Annotated in this window: 17 protein-coding genes; 13 read left to right on the top strand and 4 right to left on the bottom strand. The window is 48.9% G+C overall.

The features are described 5' to 3' along the window. Positions 1–24 precede the first annotated feature (24 nt). Entirely contained in the window at positions 25–1,392 is a 1,368-nt protein-coding gene (locus AC0VXX_RS14200) for an L-serine ammonia-lyase (protein ID WP_475514771.1), read from the top strand. A gap of 82 nt (positions 1,393–1,474) precedes the next feature. On the opposite strand, the gene AC0VXX_RS14195 is transcribed toward AC0VXX_RS14200, so the two are convergent. After that, positions 1,475–1,918 (bottom strand): N-acetyltransferase family protein, encoded by a 444-nt coding sequence (locus tag AC0VXX_RS14195; RefSeq protein WP_475514770.1) that lies wholly within the window; start codon positions 1,916–1,918, stop codon positions 1,475–1,477. A gap of 141 nt (positions 1,919–2,059) precedes the next feature. On the opposite strand from AC0VXX_RS14195, the gene AC0VXX_RS14190 reads away from it, so the two are divergent. Both AC0VXX_RS14190 and AC0VXX_RS14185 read left to right on the top strand, forming a co-directional pair. Continuing rightward, entirely contained in the window at positions 2,060–2,398 is a 339-nt protein-coding gene (locus AC0VXX_RS14190) for a hypothetical protein (protein WP_475514769.1), read from the top strand. 147 nt (positions 2,399–2,545) lie between these two features. After that, positions 2,546–3,865 (top strand): dicarboxylate/amino acid:cation symporter, encoded by a 1,320-nt coding sequence (locus AC0VXX_RS14185; RefSeq protein ID WP_475514768.1) that lies wholly within the window; start codon positions 2,546–2,548, stop codon positions 3,863–3,865. Positions 3,866–3,992: 127 nt separating this feature from the next. Here the strand turns inward: AC0VXX_RS14185 and AC0VXX_RS14180 are convergent, their stop codons facing one another. Next, entirely contained in the window at positions 3,993–4,406 is a 414-nt protein-coding gene (locus AC0VXX_RS14180; RefSeq protein ID WP_475514767.1) for an META domain-containing protein, read from the bottom strand. 157 nt (positions 4,407–4,563) lie between these two features. On the opposite strand from AC0VXX_RS14180, the gene AC0VXX_RS14175 reads away from it, so the two are divergent. Next, entirely contained in the window at positions 4,564–4,770 is a 207-nt protein-coding gene (locus AC0VXX_RS14175; protein ID WP_475514766.1) for a hypothetical protein, read from the top strand. A gap of 16 nt (positions 4,771–4,786) precedes the next feature. On the opposite strand, the gene AC0VXX_RS14170 is transcribed toward AC0VXX_RS14175, so the two are convergent. Beyond that, positions 4,787–5,764 (bottom strand): GGDEF domain-containing protein, encoded by a 978-nt coding sequence (locus tag AC0VXX_RS14170; protein WP_475514765.1) that lies wholly within the window; start codon positions 5,762–5,764, stop codon positions 4,787–4,789. Positions 5,765–5,883: 119 nt separating this feature from the next. Here AC0VXX_RS14170 and AC0VXX_RS14165 point away from each other — a divergent pair, with 119 nt between their 5' ends. The 6 genes from AC0VXX_RS14165 to AC0VXX_RS14140 all read left to right on the top strand — a co-directional run bounded on the left by AC0VXX_RS14165 (position 5,884) and on the right by AC0VXX_RS14140 (position 9,452). Continuing rightward, positions 5,884–6,432 carry an N-acetyltransferase family protein gene (locus tag AC0VXX_RS14165; RefSeq protein ID WP_475514764.1) on the top strand — a complete coding sequence of 183 codons (549 nt, stop codon included), beginning with the start codon at positions 5,884–5,886 and terminating at the stop codon, positions 6,430–6,432. A 75-nt stretch (positions 6,433–6,507) separates the two neighbouring features. Continuing rightward, a complete protein-coding gene (locus AC0VXX_RS14160; protein WP_475514763.1) occupies positions 6,508–6,873 on the top strand; it encodes a hypothetical protein in 366 nt (121 codons plus the stop codon). Positions 6,874–7,032: 159 nt separating this feature from the next. After that, entirely contained in the window at positions 7,033–7,464 is a 432-nt protein-coding gene (locus AC0VXX_RS14155) for a DUF3429 domain-containing protein (protein ID WP_475514762.1), read from the top strand. Beyond that, entirely contained in the window at positions 7,465–7,854 is a 390-nt protein-coding gene (locus AC0VXX_RS14150; protein ID WP_475514761.1) for a thiol-disulfide oxidoreductase DCC family protein, read from the top strand. It begins immediately after the preceding gene. Beyond that, positions 7,851–8,681 (top strand): SDR family NAD(P)-dependent oxidoreductase, encoded by an 831-nt coding sequence (locus tag AC0VXX_RS14145; protein ID WP_475514760.1) that lies wholly within the window; start codon positions 7,851–7,853, stop codon positions 8,679–8,681. Before AC0VXX_RS14150 ends, AC0VXX_RS14145 begins: the two co-directional genes overlap by 4 nt. 138 nt (positions 8,682–8,819) lie before the next feature. Then, complete coding sequence (locus AC0VXX_RS14140) at positions 8,820–9,452, top strand: flavin reductase family protein (protein ID WP_475514759.1); 633 nt, start codon at positions 8,820–8,822, stop codon at positions 9,450–9,452. 98 nt (positions 9,453–9,550) lie between these two features. Here AC0VXX_RS14140 and metK read toward each other — a convergent pair whose 3' ends face one another. Beyond that, the gene (gene metK / locus AC0VXX_RS14135) at positions 9,551–10,705 is read right to left on the bottom strand and encodes a methionine adenosyltransferase (RefSeq protein ID WP_475514758.1); all 1,155 of its coding nucleotides are present in this window, start codon (positions 10,703–10,705) and stop codon (positions 9,551–9,553) included. 563 nt (positions 10,706–11,268) lie between these two features. Here metK and tkt point away from each other — a divergent pair. The 3 genes from tkt to AC0VXX_RS14120 all read left to right on the top strand — a co-directional run bounded on the left by tkt (position 11,269) and on the right by AC0VXX_RS14120 (position 15,720). Beyond that, positions 11,269–13,263: a transketolase gene (tkt, locus tag AC0VXX_RS14130; protein ID WP_110457333.1), complete on the top strand. Its 1,995-nt coding sequence runs from the start codon at positions 11,269–11,271 to the stop codon at positions 13,261–13,263. 137 nt (positions 13,264–13,400) lie between these two features. Continuing rightward, positions 13,401–14,420, top strand: coding sequence for an erythrose-4-phosphate dehydrogenase (gene epd, locus AC0VXX_RS14125; RefSeq protein ID WP_475514757.1), 1,020 nt, complete (start codon positions 13,401–13,403; stop codon positions 14,418–14,420). A 124-nt stretch (positions 14,421–14,544) separates the two neighbouring features. After that, positions 14,545–15,720 carry a phosphoglycerate kinase gene (locus AC0VXX_RS14120; RefSeq protein WP_475514756.1) on the top strand — a complete coding sequence of 392 codons (1,176 nt, stop codon included), beginning with the start codon at positions 14,545–14,547 and terminating at the stop codon, positions 15,718–15,720. Positions 15,721–15,738 lie beyond the last annotated feature (18 nt).

Raw genomic sequence — 15,738 nt, 5'->3', positions numbered from 1 at the left:
GGCCTCATAAGTGTAAGGTCTATTATGGTTAGCGCATTTGATATTTTTAAGATAGGCGTGGGTCCCTCGAGCTCACACACTGTCGGGCCGATGAAGGCCGCTAAAGGGTTTATTGACGACTTACGTCAACGAGGCGAGCTGGCCCAGCTCACACGAGTTACCGTAGATATTTACGGTTCATTATCGTTAACGGGTAAGGGACACCATACCGACAGTGCCATTATCATGGGGCTGGCAGGTAACTTACCTGAAACGGTCGATATTGATTTAATGCCTGAGTTTATTCGCCAAGTGGAGCTGACATCTGCATTGCCACTGGGTGCAGAAGGCCACCGAGTCGACTTTCCTAAGGACGCGGTGGTGTTTCATCAACACGCCTTACCCCTGCATGAAAACGGCATGACGCTCAGTGCTTGGATAGGTGACACCTGTACCTACAGCCAAACCTATTATTCGATTGGCGGCGGCTTTATTGTCGATGAAGCCCATTTTGGTTTAGCCGCGGCCAATGAGATTGTGGTGCCTTATCCCTTTGCGTATGCCAGCGACCTGCTGAAATTGTGCGATGAGACCGGCATGAGCATCAGTACCATTATGATGGCCAACGAGAAGGTGCTGCGTAGTGAGCAGGCCATACTCGACGGATTTGGCGCGATTTGGCGCACTATGAAAGAGGGCATTGAGCGCGGTTGTCAAAACGAAGGGGTGTTGGCTGGGCCACTGCGCGTACCACGTCGTGCGCCGGCGCTGTTTCGCCAGTTAGTGACTAACGAGCGTTTATCATCGGATCCTATGGTGATTGTTGATTGGATCAACATGTTTGCCTTAGCGGTGAGCGAAGAAAATGCCGCTGGTGGCCGCGTTGTGACATCGCCTACCAATGGTGCGGCGGGGATCATTCCGGCGGTGCTGGCCTATTACGATAAGTTTATTCAGCCGGTTGGCGAGAAAGAGTATAGCCGCTTTTATCTTGCTGCCGGAGCCATTGGTGGCTTGTACAAGCGTAACGCCTCGATTTCGGGTGCCGAAGTTGGCTGTCAGGGTGAAGTGGGGGTTGCTTGCTCGATGGCGGCCGCTGGGCTTGCCGAGTTGATGGGCGCTAATCCTTCTCAGGTGTGTATTGCTGCCGAGATTGGTATGGAGCACAACTTGGGATTAACTTGTGATCCGGTAGCAGGCCAAGTGCAGGTACCTTGTATCGAGCGTAATGCGATTGCTGCGGTTAAGGCGATTAACGCTACCCGCATGGCGATGCGCCGTAACAGCGAACCTAGAGTCAGTTTAGATAAGGTGATTGCCACCATGTACGAAACTGGCAAAGATATGCATGTTAAATACCGTGAAACCAGCCAAGGTGGATTGGCGATTAAGGTCACCAGTATTTGTGCCTAGTCGTTAGATAATGGCTAACGCTGGAGAGAAAACGCCTCAATGACGATAAAGTGATTGGGGCGTTTTTGTTGGTGCAGTTAGGCTATTTCTCTTCGTACATCAGATAGTAGCTTTGCTCCATCCCCAAGGCCTGATAGGTCAATTGTGCCTGAGTGTTTTCTTGTTCGACGTAAAGCCTAAAGCTGGCGGCGCCACCATTTTGCTCGGCAATATCCTTCACCGCTTGATAGAGCTTGGCGTAAATTCCTTGACGGCGATTTTGCGGGCGAATATAGACGCTCTGGATCCAGTAGTAATCTTTGGCGCGCCAATCGCTCCATTCAAAAGTGACCATTAGCGACCCTAAAATCTCACCCTCTGCCTCGGCCACCAAATAAAAGCCTTTTTCCGGTTTATCGAGCAAGGTTTTAACGCCCTCTGACAGCACCTGTTCATCGAGGGTTAACCCTTCGGTTTCATGGGCCATCGCCTGATTAAACTGCACTAAGGCATTCAGATCTGATAATAGGCCTTGTCTAATTTGCATACTTCTCTCCTTTAATAAGGCCGCTACTTTAGCACGCTTTGTTGGCGAAATTGAGTGCAATATTGCTGAGTACCTACGACTAAAGTCTAACTCTGCTAAACTTTGAACATCACGTTTAACTCTGTTGTTATAGGTGAACCCATGCAGCAACGTAAACCCAGTAGCGGTCATTACTATGGTGTTAATTCAACGCGAAATACTGCCATTAATCATCATAAAATCAGGTTATTAACCAATAAGAGTTATCAAGGTGACACGATTCATCATCGGCTGCATTTTATACTAACCCTGTTAAGTTTCGGCTTGTGGGGCATCGTATGGTGGCAACTGATATTGAAGTCTCAAGGTCGGCAAGGACAGTTTTTTCATGGCTTTGACGATGCCTATTGGAGCCATTTAATCGAGCGTGAGCAACCGCCCGCCGCGCTGCATCAATTACACTTTGACCAACAGGGCCCACGGGCGCAATTCGACGCTTAACTGACTGTGATGTGGATAGGGTACAACCAAAGTATTATGTGCTAATATCGCCGGCCTAATTGTGCTTTAACGGCTAACCGCCTCGGCGTATCGCGCTAGCAGAGGCTTAGTCCCAGGCTTACTCTCTCTATACTCAAGGTTGATAACATGTCTCGAAAATCCTCATCTTGGCTAGGCCGCGCTTGGTCTGGCTGGATGTCTGTGCCTTTGTGGCTGCAAATTCTTATCGGTATGCTACTTGGGATCACCGTCGGTATCGGTTTAGGTGAACAGGCTGTGGTGTTAAAGCCCATAGGTACTTTGTTTGTTAACACCATAAAAATGCTTATCGTGCCGTTAGTCTTTTGCTCGTTAATTGTCGGCGTCACCTCGATGCAAGATACCGCCAAGATGGGGCGCATTGGCTTTAAGTCGTTCGCCTTCTATTTAGGTACTACATCGATTGCGATCACTGTTGGTCTGGCGGTGGGCTATATTTTGCAGCCGGGTGCGGGCCTAAATATGACGCCCGATGCTGGCGTAGCGGTCGCGAAAGAGGTGCCATCGGTGATGCAAACCTTGATCAATATCGTGCCGACTAATCCCGTGGCGGCGTTAGCTAATGGCCAAATTTTACAGGTGATCGTGTTTGCGGTGGCGCTGGGTATCGCCTTGGTACTGATTGGCGATCATGGCAAACCTGCGATTAAGGTGTTTGAATCATTGGCCGAGGCCATGTACAAGCTTACCGATATGATCATGAAACTGGCACCTTATGGGGTATTTGGCTTAATGGCGTGGGTTGCTGGCCAATATGGTGTCGATATGTTGATGCCGCTAATCAAGGTGATTGTGGCTGTTTACCTAGGTTGTGCACTGCATATTATCGGTTTTTACAGCCTAGTGCTGACGACGGTGGCTAAACTTAATCCATTACAGTTCTTTAAAGGTATTCGCAGCGCTTTAGCCGTTGCCTATACGACATCTAGCTCGGCGGGCACCTTACCTGCCAGTATGAAGTGTGCCAGTGAGTCTTTAGGCATTAATAAGAAGATCTCCAGCTTTGTCTTGCCACTGGGGACCACCATTAATATGGATGGCACCGCCTTATACCAAGGAGTGACAGCGCTATTTGTGGCTCAGGCCTTTGGCATTGATTTAACATGGGTAGATTACATCACCATTATTTTAACCGCGACATTAGCCTCAATCGGCACCGCAGGTGTGCCAGGTGCAGGGCTGGTGATGCTGACCTTAGTGTTAACCACTGTTGGCTTACCACTAGAGGGCGTTGCGATCATTGCCGGTATCGACCGTGTGCTGGATATGGCGCGTACGGTTGTTAATGTCTCGGGTGACTTAGTGGCCACGACCGTTATCGCTAAGTCTGAAAATGAGCTGGATATTGAGCATTACAATGCCGATGCCGAGCAAAGCCAGATCATGGCCGATAAAGTTGAGCAAACTGCACTGGAAAAAGCCAGTTAGGCGCTGTGGTTCGCTATGTGCACAGGCTCTTGAGCTAGCACTCATGTATCAAAAATTGCTGCATAAAAAACCGCCGAGATGGCGGTTTTTTTATGCGGTAATAACGCAAAATGTGTGTTGCGAGTGGTTATTGCTTGCTTAGCACCAGTTGAGCTTCACCTTCGGCATCTTTAAGGAGCAACTTGCCATTTGCAGACTCTGCGGTGGTGATTTTGCTCATCGCTTGCATCACGCGCTGCTCTTGGCTCATCAAGGCTTCAATACACGCTTTCATGGTGCTGCCCGCTGGCGATAAGGTGAGCTGCGTGCCTTCAAGCTTATATTGGCCAAAAAACTGATTACAACTGTTGTTACCACTCAGGGTGCCATCGGCGGCAAAGATCAGCTGCGCCGGGCTATAATCGATAACGCTTTGACCTTGGGCGGCTTCAATATGCCACGTCCCTTCAATAGCGATAGTGGGCGTGTCCACGGATGTGCTTGTTTGACAAGCGGATAAGCCAAGTAAGGCACTGGCAATAAATAAAAGCTTCTTTGACATGATAGAATCCATAAAAATTGAACTGACTATTCTGACAATGTTAATCACATTAAAAAAGGGTGATTAACGGTTTTTAAGATGATTTTTTATTTATACAGATTTTACTTGACGATAGCCAAATTTAATTATCCTCCAATGGCATAAGGAATACAAAAAGATGATGACTGCACTCAAAATAGCCCATTGGGTTGGTGTCTTAATGCTGCTGGTCGGGCTGGCGATTTACGGTTTTACCTCCCTGACGCAGCAGATCGATGGCATGTTACTGGTGTCGAGCCTGATTGGTCTTGGCCTAGTGTTAATGTCACCGTTTCCCATTGTGCTGTTTATTCAATGGGGTCAAAAGCAAGAAAAACAAGACTAATATTGAGCATTGGTGCTTAGTTTAGTCCATGGTTAAAATTTATCGAGTTGGGATCATCTTGTGTAGAGGCTTGTTGCGAGCGCAGTTGGCTTTTGGCCAGGGCTAACATGGGCGCGAGTTTGGCCGAGGACTCGGGCGCAAAAAAGGCGCTGCCTGAATCGAGCTGCAATAATCCGTTTTGTTGTTTAAGGCTTTTTTTGACCCGCATGACGATGTGGTTGAGATCGCGCTCGGAATCGATAAATACCAACACCACAAATTGCGATTGATTATAGTGAGCGGCGATATCTGCGGTACGAATAGTGTCTTGAATAATGTTGCCCAGCAATCGAGTATGTTTATGTTCAATAACACTCAGCGCTGGTGGTGTTGGAGTTAGCTCAAACAGTAATATTCCAGCATGGGCGCCAAAGCGTCTGCCTAGATTCAGCTGCCTAGGCGCCATCATAATAAAGCCATAATGATTGAGCATGCCGGTTTCACGGTCGCGCATCGACAAAGACTCTATTCGCTGGCTTTGGCACAATAAAGCCAAATCTTGCTGCAATAATATTTGAAACGGTTCTAGCATAAATGCATTGACGTTAATCGATTCAGCGCCTTGGATATTGAGCACGCACAGGCAACCAAAAACGGTGCCGTCAGGCCAATGTAGCGGCCGAGACAATATGTTACGCGCCGAGGCGAGATCGCCCGGGAGTGGGATATTTTGACCGCTAAAGTCTATATTAGTACCGTCGGGTTGATTGTTCGATAAGCGATTGAATAGGCTTAAATCTGCTGGGTAAACGGTACCTGCAAGGTATTTACGGGAGTCGTTAATTGAGCTGACAATCACCTCAAAACCCAGATCAGTTTGCTGTACCACAAAAGCCACTTCAGCTTGATAGTAACGTTTCATCAGTTCACATTGATGCATCCAGCGGACTAAGTTTATCTGGGTGTTATCGTTTTCAAGTATACTGGCGCCGGTATCGATATTTTCTGGCAACATGGGGCAACTGAACCATCAAGGTAAAAGTAGCTTAATTGTGGTCGCGGAAGCGGTATTTAGCAAATCCTCCGCCAAGAGCGCAGAGGGTACTTTTTAGTCGATAAGTTAACGAGAAAACCATGTTAGTAAGACGGGCTCAACTGGCCGACGCTGCGGCGATTGCATTATTAGAACGTGAGCAAATAGAAGCCGAATTAGATCCTAGCCAGCGCGGTGGCGTCATGACGGGGCAAGCCTTTTCGGCCGCCGACATTAAGGTGTTAATCGAGCAACATTGGATAGTGGTTGCAGAGCAGCAAGGGGAGCTCATCGGTTATGTGATTGCTGGTAAATGGTCGTTTTTTGAATCGTGGCCTATTTATCGTCGTTTATTAAGCCGCTTAGGTGAGCACTGTGTGGGCAATACCCGCTTGAGTCTGCACAATTGTTGCCAGTATGGCCCCATTTGGATCCATCCCAACCATCGAGGTCAGGGGGTGTTTAGCGCTATGGTTTTGCAGTTAAAGCAAGAGGTGTGCTCGCACTATCCCTTCATGTTGACCTTTATTGCCGAAGATAATGAACACTCATTTAATGCCCACACCCATAAGGCGGCGATGCAAGTGGTCGACTTTTTTGGTTTTGATGGTCGAGACTATTACTTGCTTGCCTGTGCCACCCAAACATAACCTAAGTGATGCTAAGTAAGCCATATGCTAGGATAGCGCCCCTAGTTGCATGATCTATCGTTCGAGGAAGTGACCATGGCACCCGTATCGCTGCCCCCTTTTGTGCAAGGCTTATTGCAACCCTACGCCGAGTTGCGACTGAGCGCCTATGATAATGTGAAGCTCATTCGCGCCCTGCTCGCCGAGCAAGGTAAGCGGTGTGACTGTTGGCTAGTGCCTTTTACATGGGAGAGTCAACAGGCTCGTGAGCGTTATTTGGTATGTTATCAGCAGCATTGGCTCGATTGCGGTTGGAGTAACGATTACAGCGCCGCCATTGCCGCCGCCGAGACACCAAGCGCCGAGCAACTGGCTTTAGCCAAAACAGTATCAGCGCCCATCTTAACGCTGCAACAGGTCTCTTTTATGTGTATGCAATACAGCCACTTTGACCATTGTTAAGCGAGTGCATGAACGCTCTGCTACCTTCCCAGAAAATCTCCCTAGCGAAGCGGCGATGTTAAGGCCCCCCTTTTAAGTTGCTATTAATAACGGGGCGGCGGTGATCGCTGCGCCTACCAGACACGTAATATCTCTATTTACTGTCAGCAGGGCGTCTGTATGTCTACCACCTATTCTATGTTGGGCTACGCGGGGTTATTGCCTTTTATTATCGCCACCGTCTTTATCTTGATGGGGATGCCGTTGTTGACCCTAGATCCCTTTATGCTGTTTGTCAGTTACAGTGCGGTCATCCTCTCTTTTTTGGCGGGCAGCTTATGGGGGCGACAGACTCATCAAGCCAACGGTATCAGCGATGATAAACAGCTGCTCACCAGTAATGTGATTAGCGTGTTGGCTTGGCTGGCGATCATCATTAACCAGTTATATGTCTCCTTGCTGATCTTAATGTACGGCTATGTGGTGATGTACCTAAAAGATAAGCGTCAATGTGAGCAGAAGGTGATTGCCGATGACTATATGGCGCTAAGGGCGCGATTAACCGGTGTCGCACTGACGTGCCATTTAATTATTATTGTGGTGGGGGAGTAGATGAAACTGCGTATTTTTTATGATAGCCAATGTCCGCTGTGCGCCGCCGAAATGGCTAAACTGAGTCGCTGCGACAAGGCGGGGTTAATTGAACTTGCCGATTTAGCCGACGTTAATTTTGCCGAGCAATATCCACACATCGACGCCCAATATGCCAATCAGATATTACAGGGGGAAACCGATAAGGGTGAAATATTGCAAGGACTGGATGTCACTTATCTGGCCTGGTCGCTGGTGGGAAAAAAGCATTATGTGGCACCGTTACATTGGCCAATGGTTAGGCCAGTGGCCGATTTTCTCTACCTTAAGTTTGCCAAGCACAGACATAAGGTGTCTTATCTGCTGACCGGTAAAAAACGCTGCGACAGTGGCCGCTGCGGCATATCATGAGCGGCGCGGATCAAGTGCATGGCAATGGGTTAGTGGCGAATAGCGCATTAATTGAGGATTGTGCATTAGTAATTGGTGCCAGCAGTGGTATTGCCAAGACGCTAATAACCCAGTTGCGCCATGAATGTCCGGTTATCGCTATCAGTCGCAGCCATGGACATGATGCCAACACCGACCATCATAACATTGGTCATCATCATGGCCGTGGCGAGGCGATTCACCCTTCAAGCGGTCACCATAGTCTTGAGTATTACCGCTGTGACAATAGCGATAGCGCCATCGCAGGGGTAATCGCAACGCTGATGAGCCGTCAGGTGCGGGTCACTCGGGTGTACATTTTTAACGGCGTGTTGCATCAAGCGGGTCTGAGCCCAGAGAAACGTCTAGAGGAGATAAGCGCCGAGTCGATGCAAACCCTGTTTCATATTAATAGCGTTATCCCCATGCTTTGGCTCAAGCATCTATTGCCGTTGGTGAAAGGTCAAACGCCCTGCGTGGTGACTGTGTTGAGCGCCCGCATCGCGAGTATTAGCGACAATCGTTTAGGCGGTTGGTATAGCTACCGCGCCTCAAAAGCTGCGCTGAATATGTTGTTGCAAACGGCGGCAGTGGAGTACGCCAGACGGGCTAAGAATGTCGCCTTGTTGGCGTTTCACCCTGGGACAACCGACACCGAACTATCCAAACCATTTCAACACAATGTCGCTAAAGAGAAACTCTTTACCACCGAATTTGTCAGCCAGCGTCTGCTTAAGGTTAGCTCCGGCCTTACGCCATCACCCCAAGCTTATTTTATCGATTGGAATGGGGCGACTATTTCGTGGTAAGGCCGTTATTACTTAGCGTTAGGGTTTTATCGCGTGAGGGTTTTATTGAGCCATTGTTGTCTATCGCCAATCTAAATAACCAATCTAGGTAACTAATTTAAGTAAACAAGTCTAAGTAAACAAGGAAGATATTCTGTAATGCATATTAGTCATGATTCATTAAGCCAATTAGAGTGCCGTTACCGCGCGCAGTTAATCAATAGTTTGTCTGGGTTTAAAAGCGCTAACCTTATCGGTACCCAAGACGCTTTGGGGCGCACTAATTTGGCCATCATTAGCTCAGTATTTCATTTAGGCGCCGATCCTGCGCTGGTGGGGTTTATTAGCCGTCCAGATACGGTGCAGCGAGATACCTTAGCTAACATTATTGCCACCGGCAGTTACACCATTAATCAGGTGAATAGCGATATTTGGCAGCAAGCGCATCAAACTTCGGCGCGCTACGACAGCGGCCAGTGTGAATTTAATGAGGTGGGGCTGACCCCGTTGCATCAACCACAAGTGGTGGCGCCCTTTGTGGCCGAGAGTCGATTAAAATATGCTGTTAAGTTAGAAAGTTATCAAACTATCGAACTAAACCAAACTCTGTTAGTGATAGGCCGAATTACCGATATTTGGCTCGATGACGTGGCGCTTAAGCCCGATGGCAGTATTGACATTGAAAGCTTAAATACCGTCTGCGTATCGGGTCTCGATTGCTATCATACGACCGAGCGATTAGGGCGACTGAGCTATGCTAAGCCAGACAAGCCGTCGGTTATCATCGATTAATGTGCGTAGGCTGTGACAAGATTCAGTCACAAAGACTGCTACCAAAAACAGCCACAAAAAAACCGCCATATGGGCGGTTTTTTATGAGCTTGCTGCGATTATAGCTTAGCGTCGGCGCGAAGGGCGTCGGCTTTATCGGTGCGCTCCCACGGGAACTCGTTACGACCAAAGTGACCGTAAGCCGCAGTGGCTTGATAGATTGGGCGAGCCAAATCTAACATTTCGGTTAGGCCGTATGGGCGCAGGTCGAAATGCTGACGAACCAGCTTAATCAACACCTCTTCAGACACTTTACCAGTACCGAAAGTTTCAACACTGATAGAGGTAGGCTCAGCTACACCGATAGCGTAAGACACTTGGATCTCACAGCGATCGGCAAGGCCAGCGGCAACGATGTTCTTGGCCACATAACGCGCCGCGTATGCTGCACTGCGGTCAACTTTCGATGGATCCTTACCAGAGAAAGCCCCACCACCGTGACGCGCCATTCCGCCGTAAGTATCGACGATAATTTTACGACCCGTTAGACCACAATCGCCGACAGGACCACCAATCACAAAACGGCCTGTTGGGTTGATGAAGTACTTAGTATCTTTGGTTAACCACTTAGCGGGCAGCACAGGCTTAATGATGGTTTCCATCACGCCTTCAATCAGATCTGGCTGGCTTACGCTGTCACAGTGTTGAGTAGACAGGACTACCGCATCGATACCAGCAATGCTGCCATCGCTGTTATAGGCAAAAGTGACCTGACTTTTCGCATCTGGACGTAACCAAGGTAGGGTATTGTCTTTACGCACTTCCGATTGACGCTTAACCAACTTATGCGAGTAAGTGATCGGGGCTGGCATCAATACGTCGGTTTCGTTGTTGGCGTAACCAAACATTAACCCTTGGTCGCCAGCGCCTTGCTCTTTAGGATCGGCGCGATCAACACCTTGATTGATATCGGGCGACTGTTTACCGATGGCATTAAGTACGGCACAAGAATCGGCATCAAAGCCCATATCTGAGTGGGTATAGCCAATTTCACGCACGGTTTTACGGGTGATCTCTTCGATATCAACCCAAGCCGAGGTGGTCACTTCACCGCCCACCAAGACCATGCCGGTTTTAACGTAAGTTTCACATGCCACGCGCGCCTTAGGATCTTGCTCTAAGATCGCGTCGAGTACCGCATCAGAAATTTGATCGGCGATTTTATCTGGATGACCTTCTGAGACCGACTCAGAGGTAAACAAGTGCTTTGCCATAATGGAAAATCTCGTCTGTAAACAATTTGATTCTGTAGAAGTATCTACATCTAGACGGCTATTTTAGTGGAAATCACGCTAGATAACACCCCTTTCGATAAAAATTGTGGGGTAAAGCGCAGTAAATCATGACTTGCTCAGGCTGGCAGTAAAGATATGCCTGTAGGTAACAAGCTGTAATTCATCATCTATTTATCGTTTTTTTATGGTTTTACCCGCGACTTACAGGGCGTGATTTTTTGCGCTATCGCCGCGCAGTTATTGCATGAGACGCTGCGAGTCATGACGTAGTGTTAGGCATTTTGCTTAAAGATGCTTATTAAGTGTTAATAATGGGTTTGCAAAATGGAGTAAAAAACGTGCAAGCGCTAAATGTCACGTTAACGGATATACCCAGATTGACACATCGGCTCTACTCCTTGGGCCTGCATTTACGGGTTCTACAGCTTAGATCGGGTTAATCTGGGTAATTTGGCGAATTTTATTTGCGTCCCATCGCCTAGTAGGGGAAAATATGCGTCCACAATTGCCCGCAAAATCCCCAATAATAAGCAGGAGAGAGCATGTCATCTCGTAAAGAACTCGCAAACGCTATCCGTGTGTTAAGTATGGATGCCGTTCAAAAAGCCAACTCAGGTCACCCAGGTGCCCCAATGGGAATGGCGGATATCGCTGAAGTGCTTTGGAATGACTTCCTTAAGCACAACCCGACTAACCCAAACTGGGTTGACCGCGACCGCTTCATCTTATCTAACGGTCATGGCTCGATGCTGATTTACTCTTTGCTGCACCTTACTGGTTACGCACTTCCCATCGAAGAACTGCAAAACTTCCGCCAGCTTCACTCTAAAACCCCAGGTCACCCAGAATACGGATACACTCCAGGTGTTGAAACCACCACAGGGCCGCTAGGCGCGGGTATCAGTAACGCGGTTGGTATGGCGATTGCGGAAAAAACCTTGGCGGCGCAGTTTAACCGTCCAGGTCACGACATTGTCGACCACTTCACCTACTGTTTCTTAGGGGATGGTTGTTTGATGGAAGGCATCTCACACGAAGCTTGTTCATTAGCGGGCACCTTAGGTTTAGGCAAGCTGATTGCATTTTGGGATGACAACGGTATCTCTATCGACGGCCATGTTGAAGGCTGGTTCACCGACGATACACCTAAGCGTTTTGAAGCCTATGGCTGGCATGTGATTGCCGATGTGGACGGCCATGATAGCGAAGCGATTCGCAGCGCAATAGAAGAAGCTAAGTCAGTCACTGACAAGCCAACCATGATCTGCTGCAAAACGATTATTGGTTTTGGTTCTCCAAACAAATCTGGCAGCCACGACTGCCACGGCGCGCCACTAGGCGATGCCGAAATCGCCGCTGCACGTGAGTTCCTTGGTTGGGAACACGCGCCATTTGATATCCCAGATAACGTCTATGCGGGTTGGGATGCTAAAGACGTGGGCGCCAGCAACGAATCGGCTTGGAATGAAAAACTGGCCGCGTATGAAGCTGCATTCCCTGAATTGGCGGCAGAATATAAGCGCCGGGTGATCGATGGTGAATTGCCTGCCGATTTCGAAGCGAAAGCACAAGCCTTCATTAAAGAATGCCAAGAGAAAGGCGAAGGCATTGCTAGCCGTAAAGCGTCACAAAATGCCATTGGTGCTTTTGGCGCTATGTTGCCAGAGCTACTTGGTGGCTCAGCTGACCTTGCGGGTTCTAACTTGACGCTTTGGTCTGGTTCTAAAGGCATTCAAGACGATGCTGCCGGTAACTACATCTATTATGGTGTACGTGAATTTGGTATGAGCGGCATCATGAACGGTATCTCGTTGCACGGTGGTTTCATCAACTACGGCGCGACCTTCATGATGTTTATGGAATACGCCCGTAATGCGGTACGTATGTCGGCGCTGATGGGCATTCAAAACATCTTCGTTTATACCCATGACTCTATCGGTCAAGGTGAAGATGGCCCGACTCACCAACCTGTTGAGCAGCTCGCTAACCTGCGCATGACCCCTAACATGATGGTATGGCGTCCATGTGATGCGGCCGAAACGGCAGTCTCGTGGAAGAATGCTATCGAGCGCCGTGATGCACCAACATCGCTTATCTTTAGCCGTCAAAACCTACCCGCTCAAGCCCGTACCGATGAGCAGTTAGCTAACGTGGTTAAAGGTGGTTATGTACTGCGTGATTGTGCTGGTACACCTGATGTCATTTTGATTGCGACAGGTAGCGAAGTGCAATTGGCACTGGATTCTGCCGCTGCATTAACTGAGCAAGGTAAGCAGGTACGTGTGGTTTCTATGCCATCGACCAATGCGTTTGATGCACAAGATGCGGCGTACAAAGAGTCAGTATTGCCACGCGCTGTAACTAAGCGTGTTGCTATCGAAGCGGCTCACGTTGATTTCTGGCATAAGTATGTTGGTTTCGACGGCGCAGTAGTGGGCATGACCACCTTCGGTGAGTCAGCGCCAGGCGGCGAACTCATGAAATACTTCGGCTTCACCGTCGATAACGTAGTGTCGACCGTTAACGCCTTGTTTTAAGCGTTAGTGTGAGTCGAGGCGTGAGCACCTTAATGGCTCACGCCAGATGGGACGGCTTATCTGGTGTTGATATCAGGTAAGCCGTTGTCGCATCAACAGTATGCGAGCAGGGATAGAGTGAGGAGTCAAGGCGCTTAATGATCAAAGTTGCTATCAATGGATATGGCCGTATTGGTCGTTCAATTCTTCGTGCCCTGTACGAGTCGGGCAAGCGAGACCGCATTCAAATTGTCGCCATTAATGAACTGGCTAAACCTGAAGCCATGCTTCACTTAACCCAATATGATACCACTCATGGTCGCTTTCAAACCCCGACGTCATTGGTCGATAATATTATGACGGTGGGTGATGACCGTATTCAGTTATTGCATCAACGCGATGCCAGCCAATTGCCTTGGGCTGAGCTGGATATCGATATAGTGTATGAGGCCACTGGTGCCTTAATCGATAGGCAAGCCTGTGAGACGCACCTGCAAGCAGGGGCCAAACAAGTGCTGATTAGCCATCCATCATCGAGTGATGTCGATGCCACCATAGTTTATGGTGTTAATCACGATACACTTAAGGCACACCACACCATCATCTCTAATGCGTCTTGTACCACCAACTGCCTAGTGCCCATTATTGAGGTACTCGATAGAGCCTTTAAGGTTAAAAGTGGTGCGATAACCACTATCCATTCGGCGATGAACGATCAGCAGGTGATCGACGCCTATCACGACGACTTAAGACGAACCCGCGCGGCGGGGCAGTCGATAATCCCGGTCGATACTAAACTGGCACGGGGTATCGAGCGCATCTTGCCAAAAATGAAAGATAAGTTTGAGGCCATATCGGTGCGCGTGCCCACTATCAATGTCACCGCCATCGATTTATCGGTGACCATAGACAAGCGCGTCGATATCGACACAGTCAACCAAGTGCTGGCGCAAGCGGCTAATGGCTCATATCAAGGGGTGGTGGGCTATACTAATGCGCCATTGGTGTCATGTGATTTTAACCATGATCCGCGCTCATCGATTGTCGATGGCACCCAAACTCGGGTGAGCGATGGCCATTTAGTGAAACTATTATTGTGGTGTGATAACGAGTGGGGCTTTGCCAACCGTATGCTCGACACCAGTTTAGAGATGATTAACGCCGTAAGGGCGCAGTAAATAAGCCTACAGCAGGCTTAATCGCTGAATGTTAATCTAGGTGGAGTGTCCCTAATTATCCTCAGCATGAACCGGTTTTGTATTAACTTTTATCTTTTAACTTTTGAACTTAAGGAAACGTAAAATGGCGATTATCAATATGTCATCGTTGGATCTGCAAGGGAAGCGTGTGCTGATCCGTGAAGATTTAAATGTTCCGGTCAGTAATGGCGTGGTGACCAGTGATGCGCGTTTGCGTGCTTCACTGCCGACCATCAAGCTGGCATTAGAAAAAGGTGCGGCGGTCATGGTGATGTCTCACCTAGGTCGTCCAACAGAAGGCGAGTACAACAGCGAGTTCTCTCTGCAGCCTGTGGTCGATTACCTTGCAAAAGCACTCGATTGCCCTGTGCGCCTAGCGACCGACTACCTTGACGGTGTCGAAGCTAACGTGGGTGAAGTGGTCGTTTTTGAAAACGTGCGCTTTAACCTTGGCGAAAAGAAAAATGATGCAGCGCTCTCTAAAAAGCTTGCCGCCCTGTGTGACGTCTATGTGATGGATGCTTTTGGTACTGCTCATCGCGCCCAAGCGTCTACCCATGGTGTCGGTCTTTATGCGCCTATCGCCTGTGCAGGTCCGCTATTAGCGGGAGAGTTAGAAGCATTAGGCAAGGCGATGGACAACCCTGCGCGTCCATTGGTGGCGATTGTCGGTGGCTCTAAAGTGTCAACCAAGCTGACTGTGCTTGAAAGCCTATCAGGCATAGTTGATCAACTGGTTGTGGGTGGCGGTATTGCCAATACCTTTATTGCAGCGGCCGGTCACGAAGTGGGTAAGTCGCTGTATGAAGCTGACCTTATCGATGAAGCTAAGCGCCTTGTTGCCAATGCACAAAGTCGCGGTGCTGATATCCCTGTGCCTACCGATGTGGTGGTGGCTAGCGAGTTTAGCCCAACAGCGACGGCCACACTCAAAGCGGTGGATGCGGTCACCAGTGATGACATGATCTTTGATATCGGCCCCGACAGCGCCGAAGCACTGGCTGAGATCCTAAAAAATGCCGGTACCATTGTCTGGAATGGCCCGGTAGGCGTATTTGAGTTTGACCAATTTGGCGAAGGCACTAAGCGAATTGCCCAGGCCATTGCCGAGTCGTCTGCTTTTTCTATTGCGGGCGGTGGTGACACGCTTGCTGCGGTCGACAAGTACGGTATTGCCGATAAAGTATCTTATATTTCAACCGGTGGCGGCGCCTTCTTAGAGTTTCTCGAAGGTAAAGAGCTGCCAGCAGTGGCGATGTTAGAAAGCCGCGGCGAATAAGGGTTACAGAACAAGCAA

The organism is Shewanella sp. QJM3NY_23 (genome assembly GCF_056173105.1).
This window is presented reverse-complemented; position numbering and strand designations above follow the sequence as displayed.

Excerpts from the sequence above, each read along its gene's own strand:
- AC0VXX_RS14200 (WP_475514771.1), top strand. The coding sequence starts at position 25 with ATGGTTAGCGCATTTGATATTTTTAAGATAGGCGTGGGTCCCTCGAGC.
- AC0VXX_RS14195 (WP_475514770.1), bottom strand. The coding sequence starts at position 1,918 with ATGCAAATTAGACAAGGCCTATTATCAGATCTGAATGCCTTAGTGCAG.
- AC0VXX_RS14190 (WP_475514769.1), top strand. The coding sequence starts at position 2,060 with ATGCAGCAACGTAAACCCAGTAGCGGTCATTACTATGGTGTTAATTCA.
- AC0VXX_RS14185 (WP_475514768.1), top strand. The coding sequence starts at position 2,546 with ATGTCTCGAAAATCCTCATCTTGGCTAGGCCGCGCTTGGTCTGGCTGG.
- AC0VXX_RS14180 (WP_475514767.1), bottom strand. The coding sequence starts at position 4,406 with ATGTCAAAGAAGCTTTTATTTATTGCCAGTGCCTTACTTGGCTTATCC.
- AC0VXX_RS14175 (WP_475514766.1), top strand. The coding sequence starts at position 4,564 with ATGATGACTGCACTCAAAATAGCCCATTGGGTTGGTGTCTTAATGCTG.
- AC0VXX_RS14170 (WP_475514765.1), bottom strand. The coding sequence starts at position 5,764 with ATGTTGCCAGAAAATATCGATACCGGCGCCAGTATACTTGAAAACGAT.
- AC0VXX_RS14165 (WP_475514764.1), top strand. The coding sequence starts at position 5,884 with ATGTTAGTAAGACGGGCTCAACTGGCCGACGCTGCGGCGATTGCATTA.
- AC0VXX_RS14160 (WP_475514763.1), top strand. The coding sequence starts at position 6,508 with ATGGCACCCGTATCGCTGCCCCCTTTTGTGCAAGGCTTATTGCAACCC.
- AC0VXX_RS14155 (WP_475514762.1), top strand. The coding sequence starts at position 7,033 with ATGTCTACCACCTATTCTATGTTGGGCTACGCGGGGTTATTGCCTTTT.
- AC0VXX_RS14150 (WP_475514761.1), top strand. The coding sequence starts at position 7,465 with ATGAAACTGCGTATTTTTTATGATAGCCAATGTCCGCTGTGCGCCGCC.
- AC0VXX_RS14145 (WP_475514760.1), top strand. The coding sequence starts at position 7,851 with ATGAGCGGCGCGGATCAAGTGCATGGCAATGGGTTAGTGGCGAATAGC.
- AC0VXX_RS14140 (WP_475514759.1), top strand. The coding sequence starts at position 8,820 with ATGCATATTAGTCATGATTCATTAAGCCAATTAGAGTGCCGTTACCGC.
- metK (WP_475514758.1), bottom strand. The coding sequence starts at position 10,705 with ATGGCAAAGCACTTGTTTACCTCTGAGTCGGTCTCAGAAGGTCATCCA.
- tkt (WP_110457333.1), top strand. The coding sequence starts at position 11,269 with ATGTCATCTCGTAAAGAACTCGCAAACGCTATCCGTGTGTTAAGTATG.
- epd (WP_475514757.1), top strand. The coding sequence starts at position 13,401 with ATGATCAAAGTTGCTATCAATGGATATGGCCGTATTGGTCGTTCAATT.
- AC0VXX_RS14120 (WP_475514756.1), top strand. The coding sequence starts at position 14,545 with ATGGCGATTATCAATATGTCATCGTTGGATCTGCAAGGGAAGCGTGTG.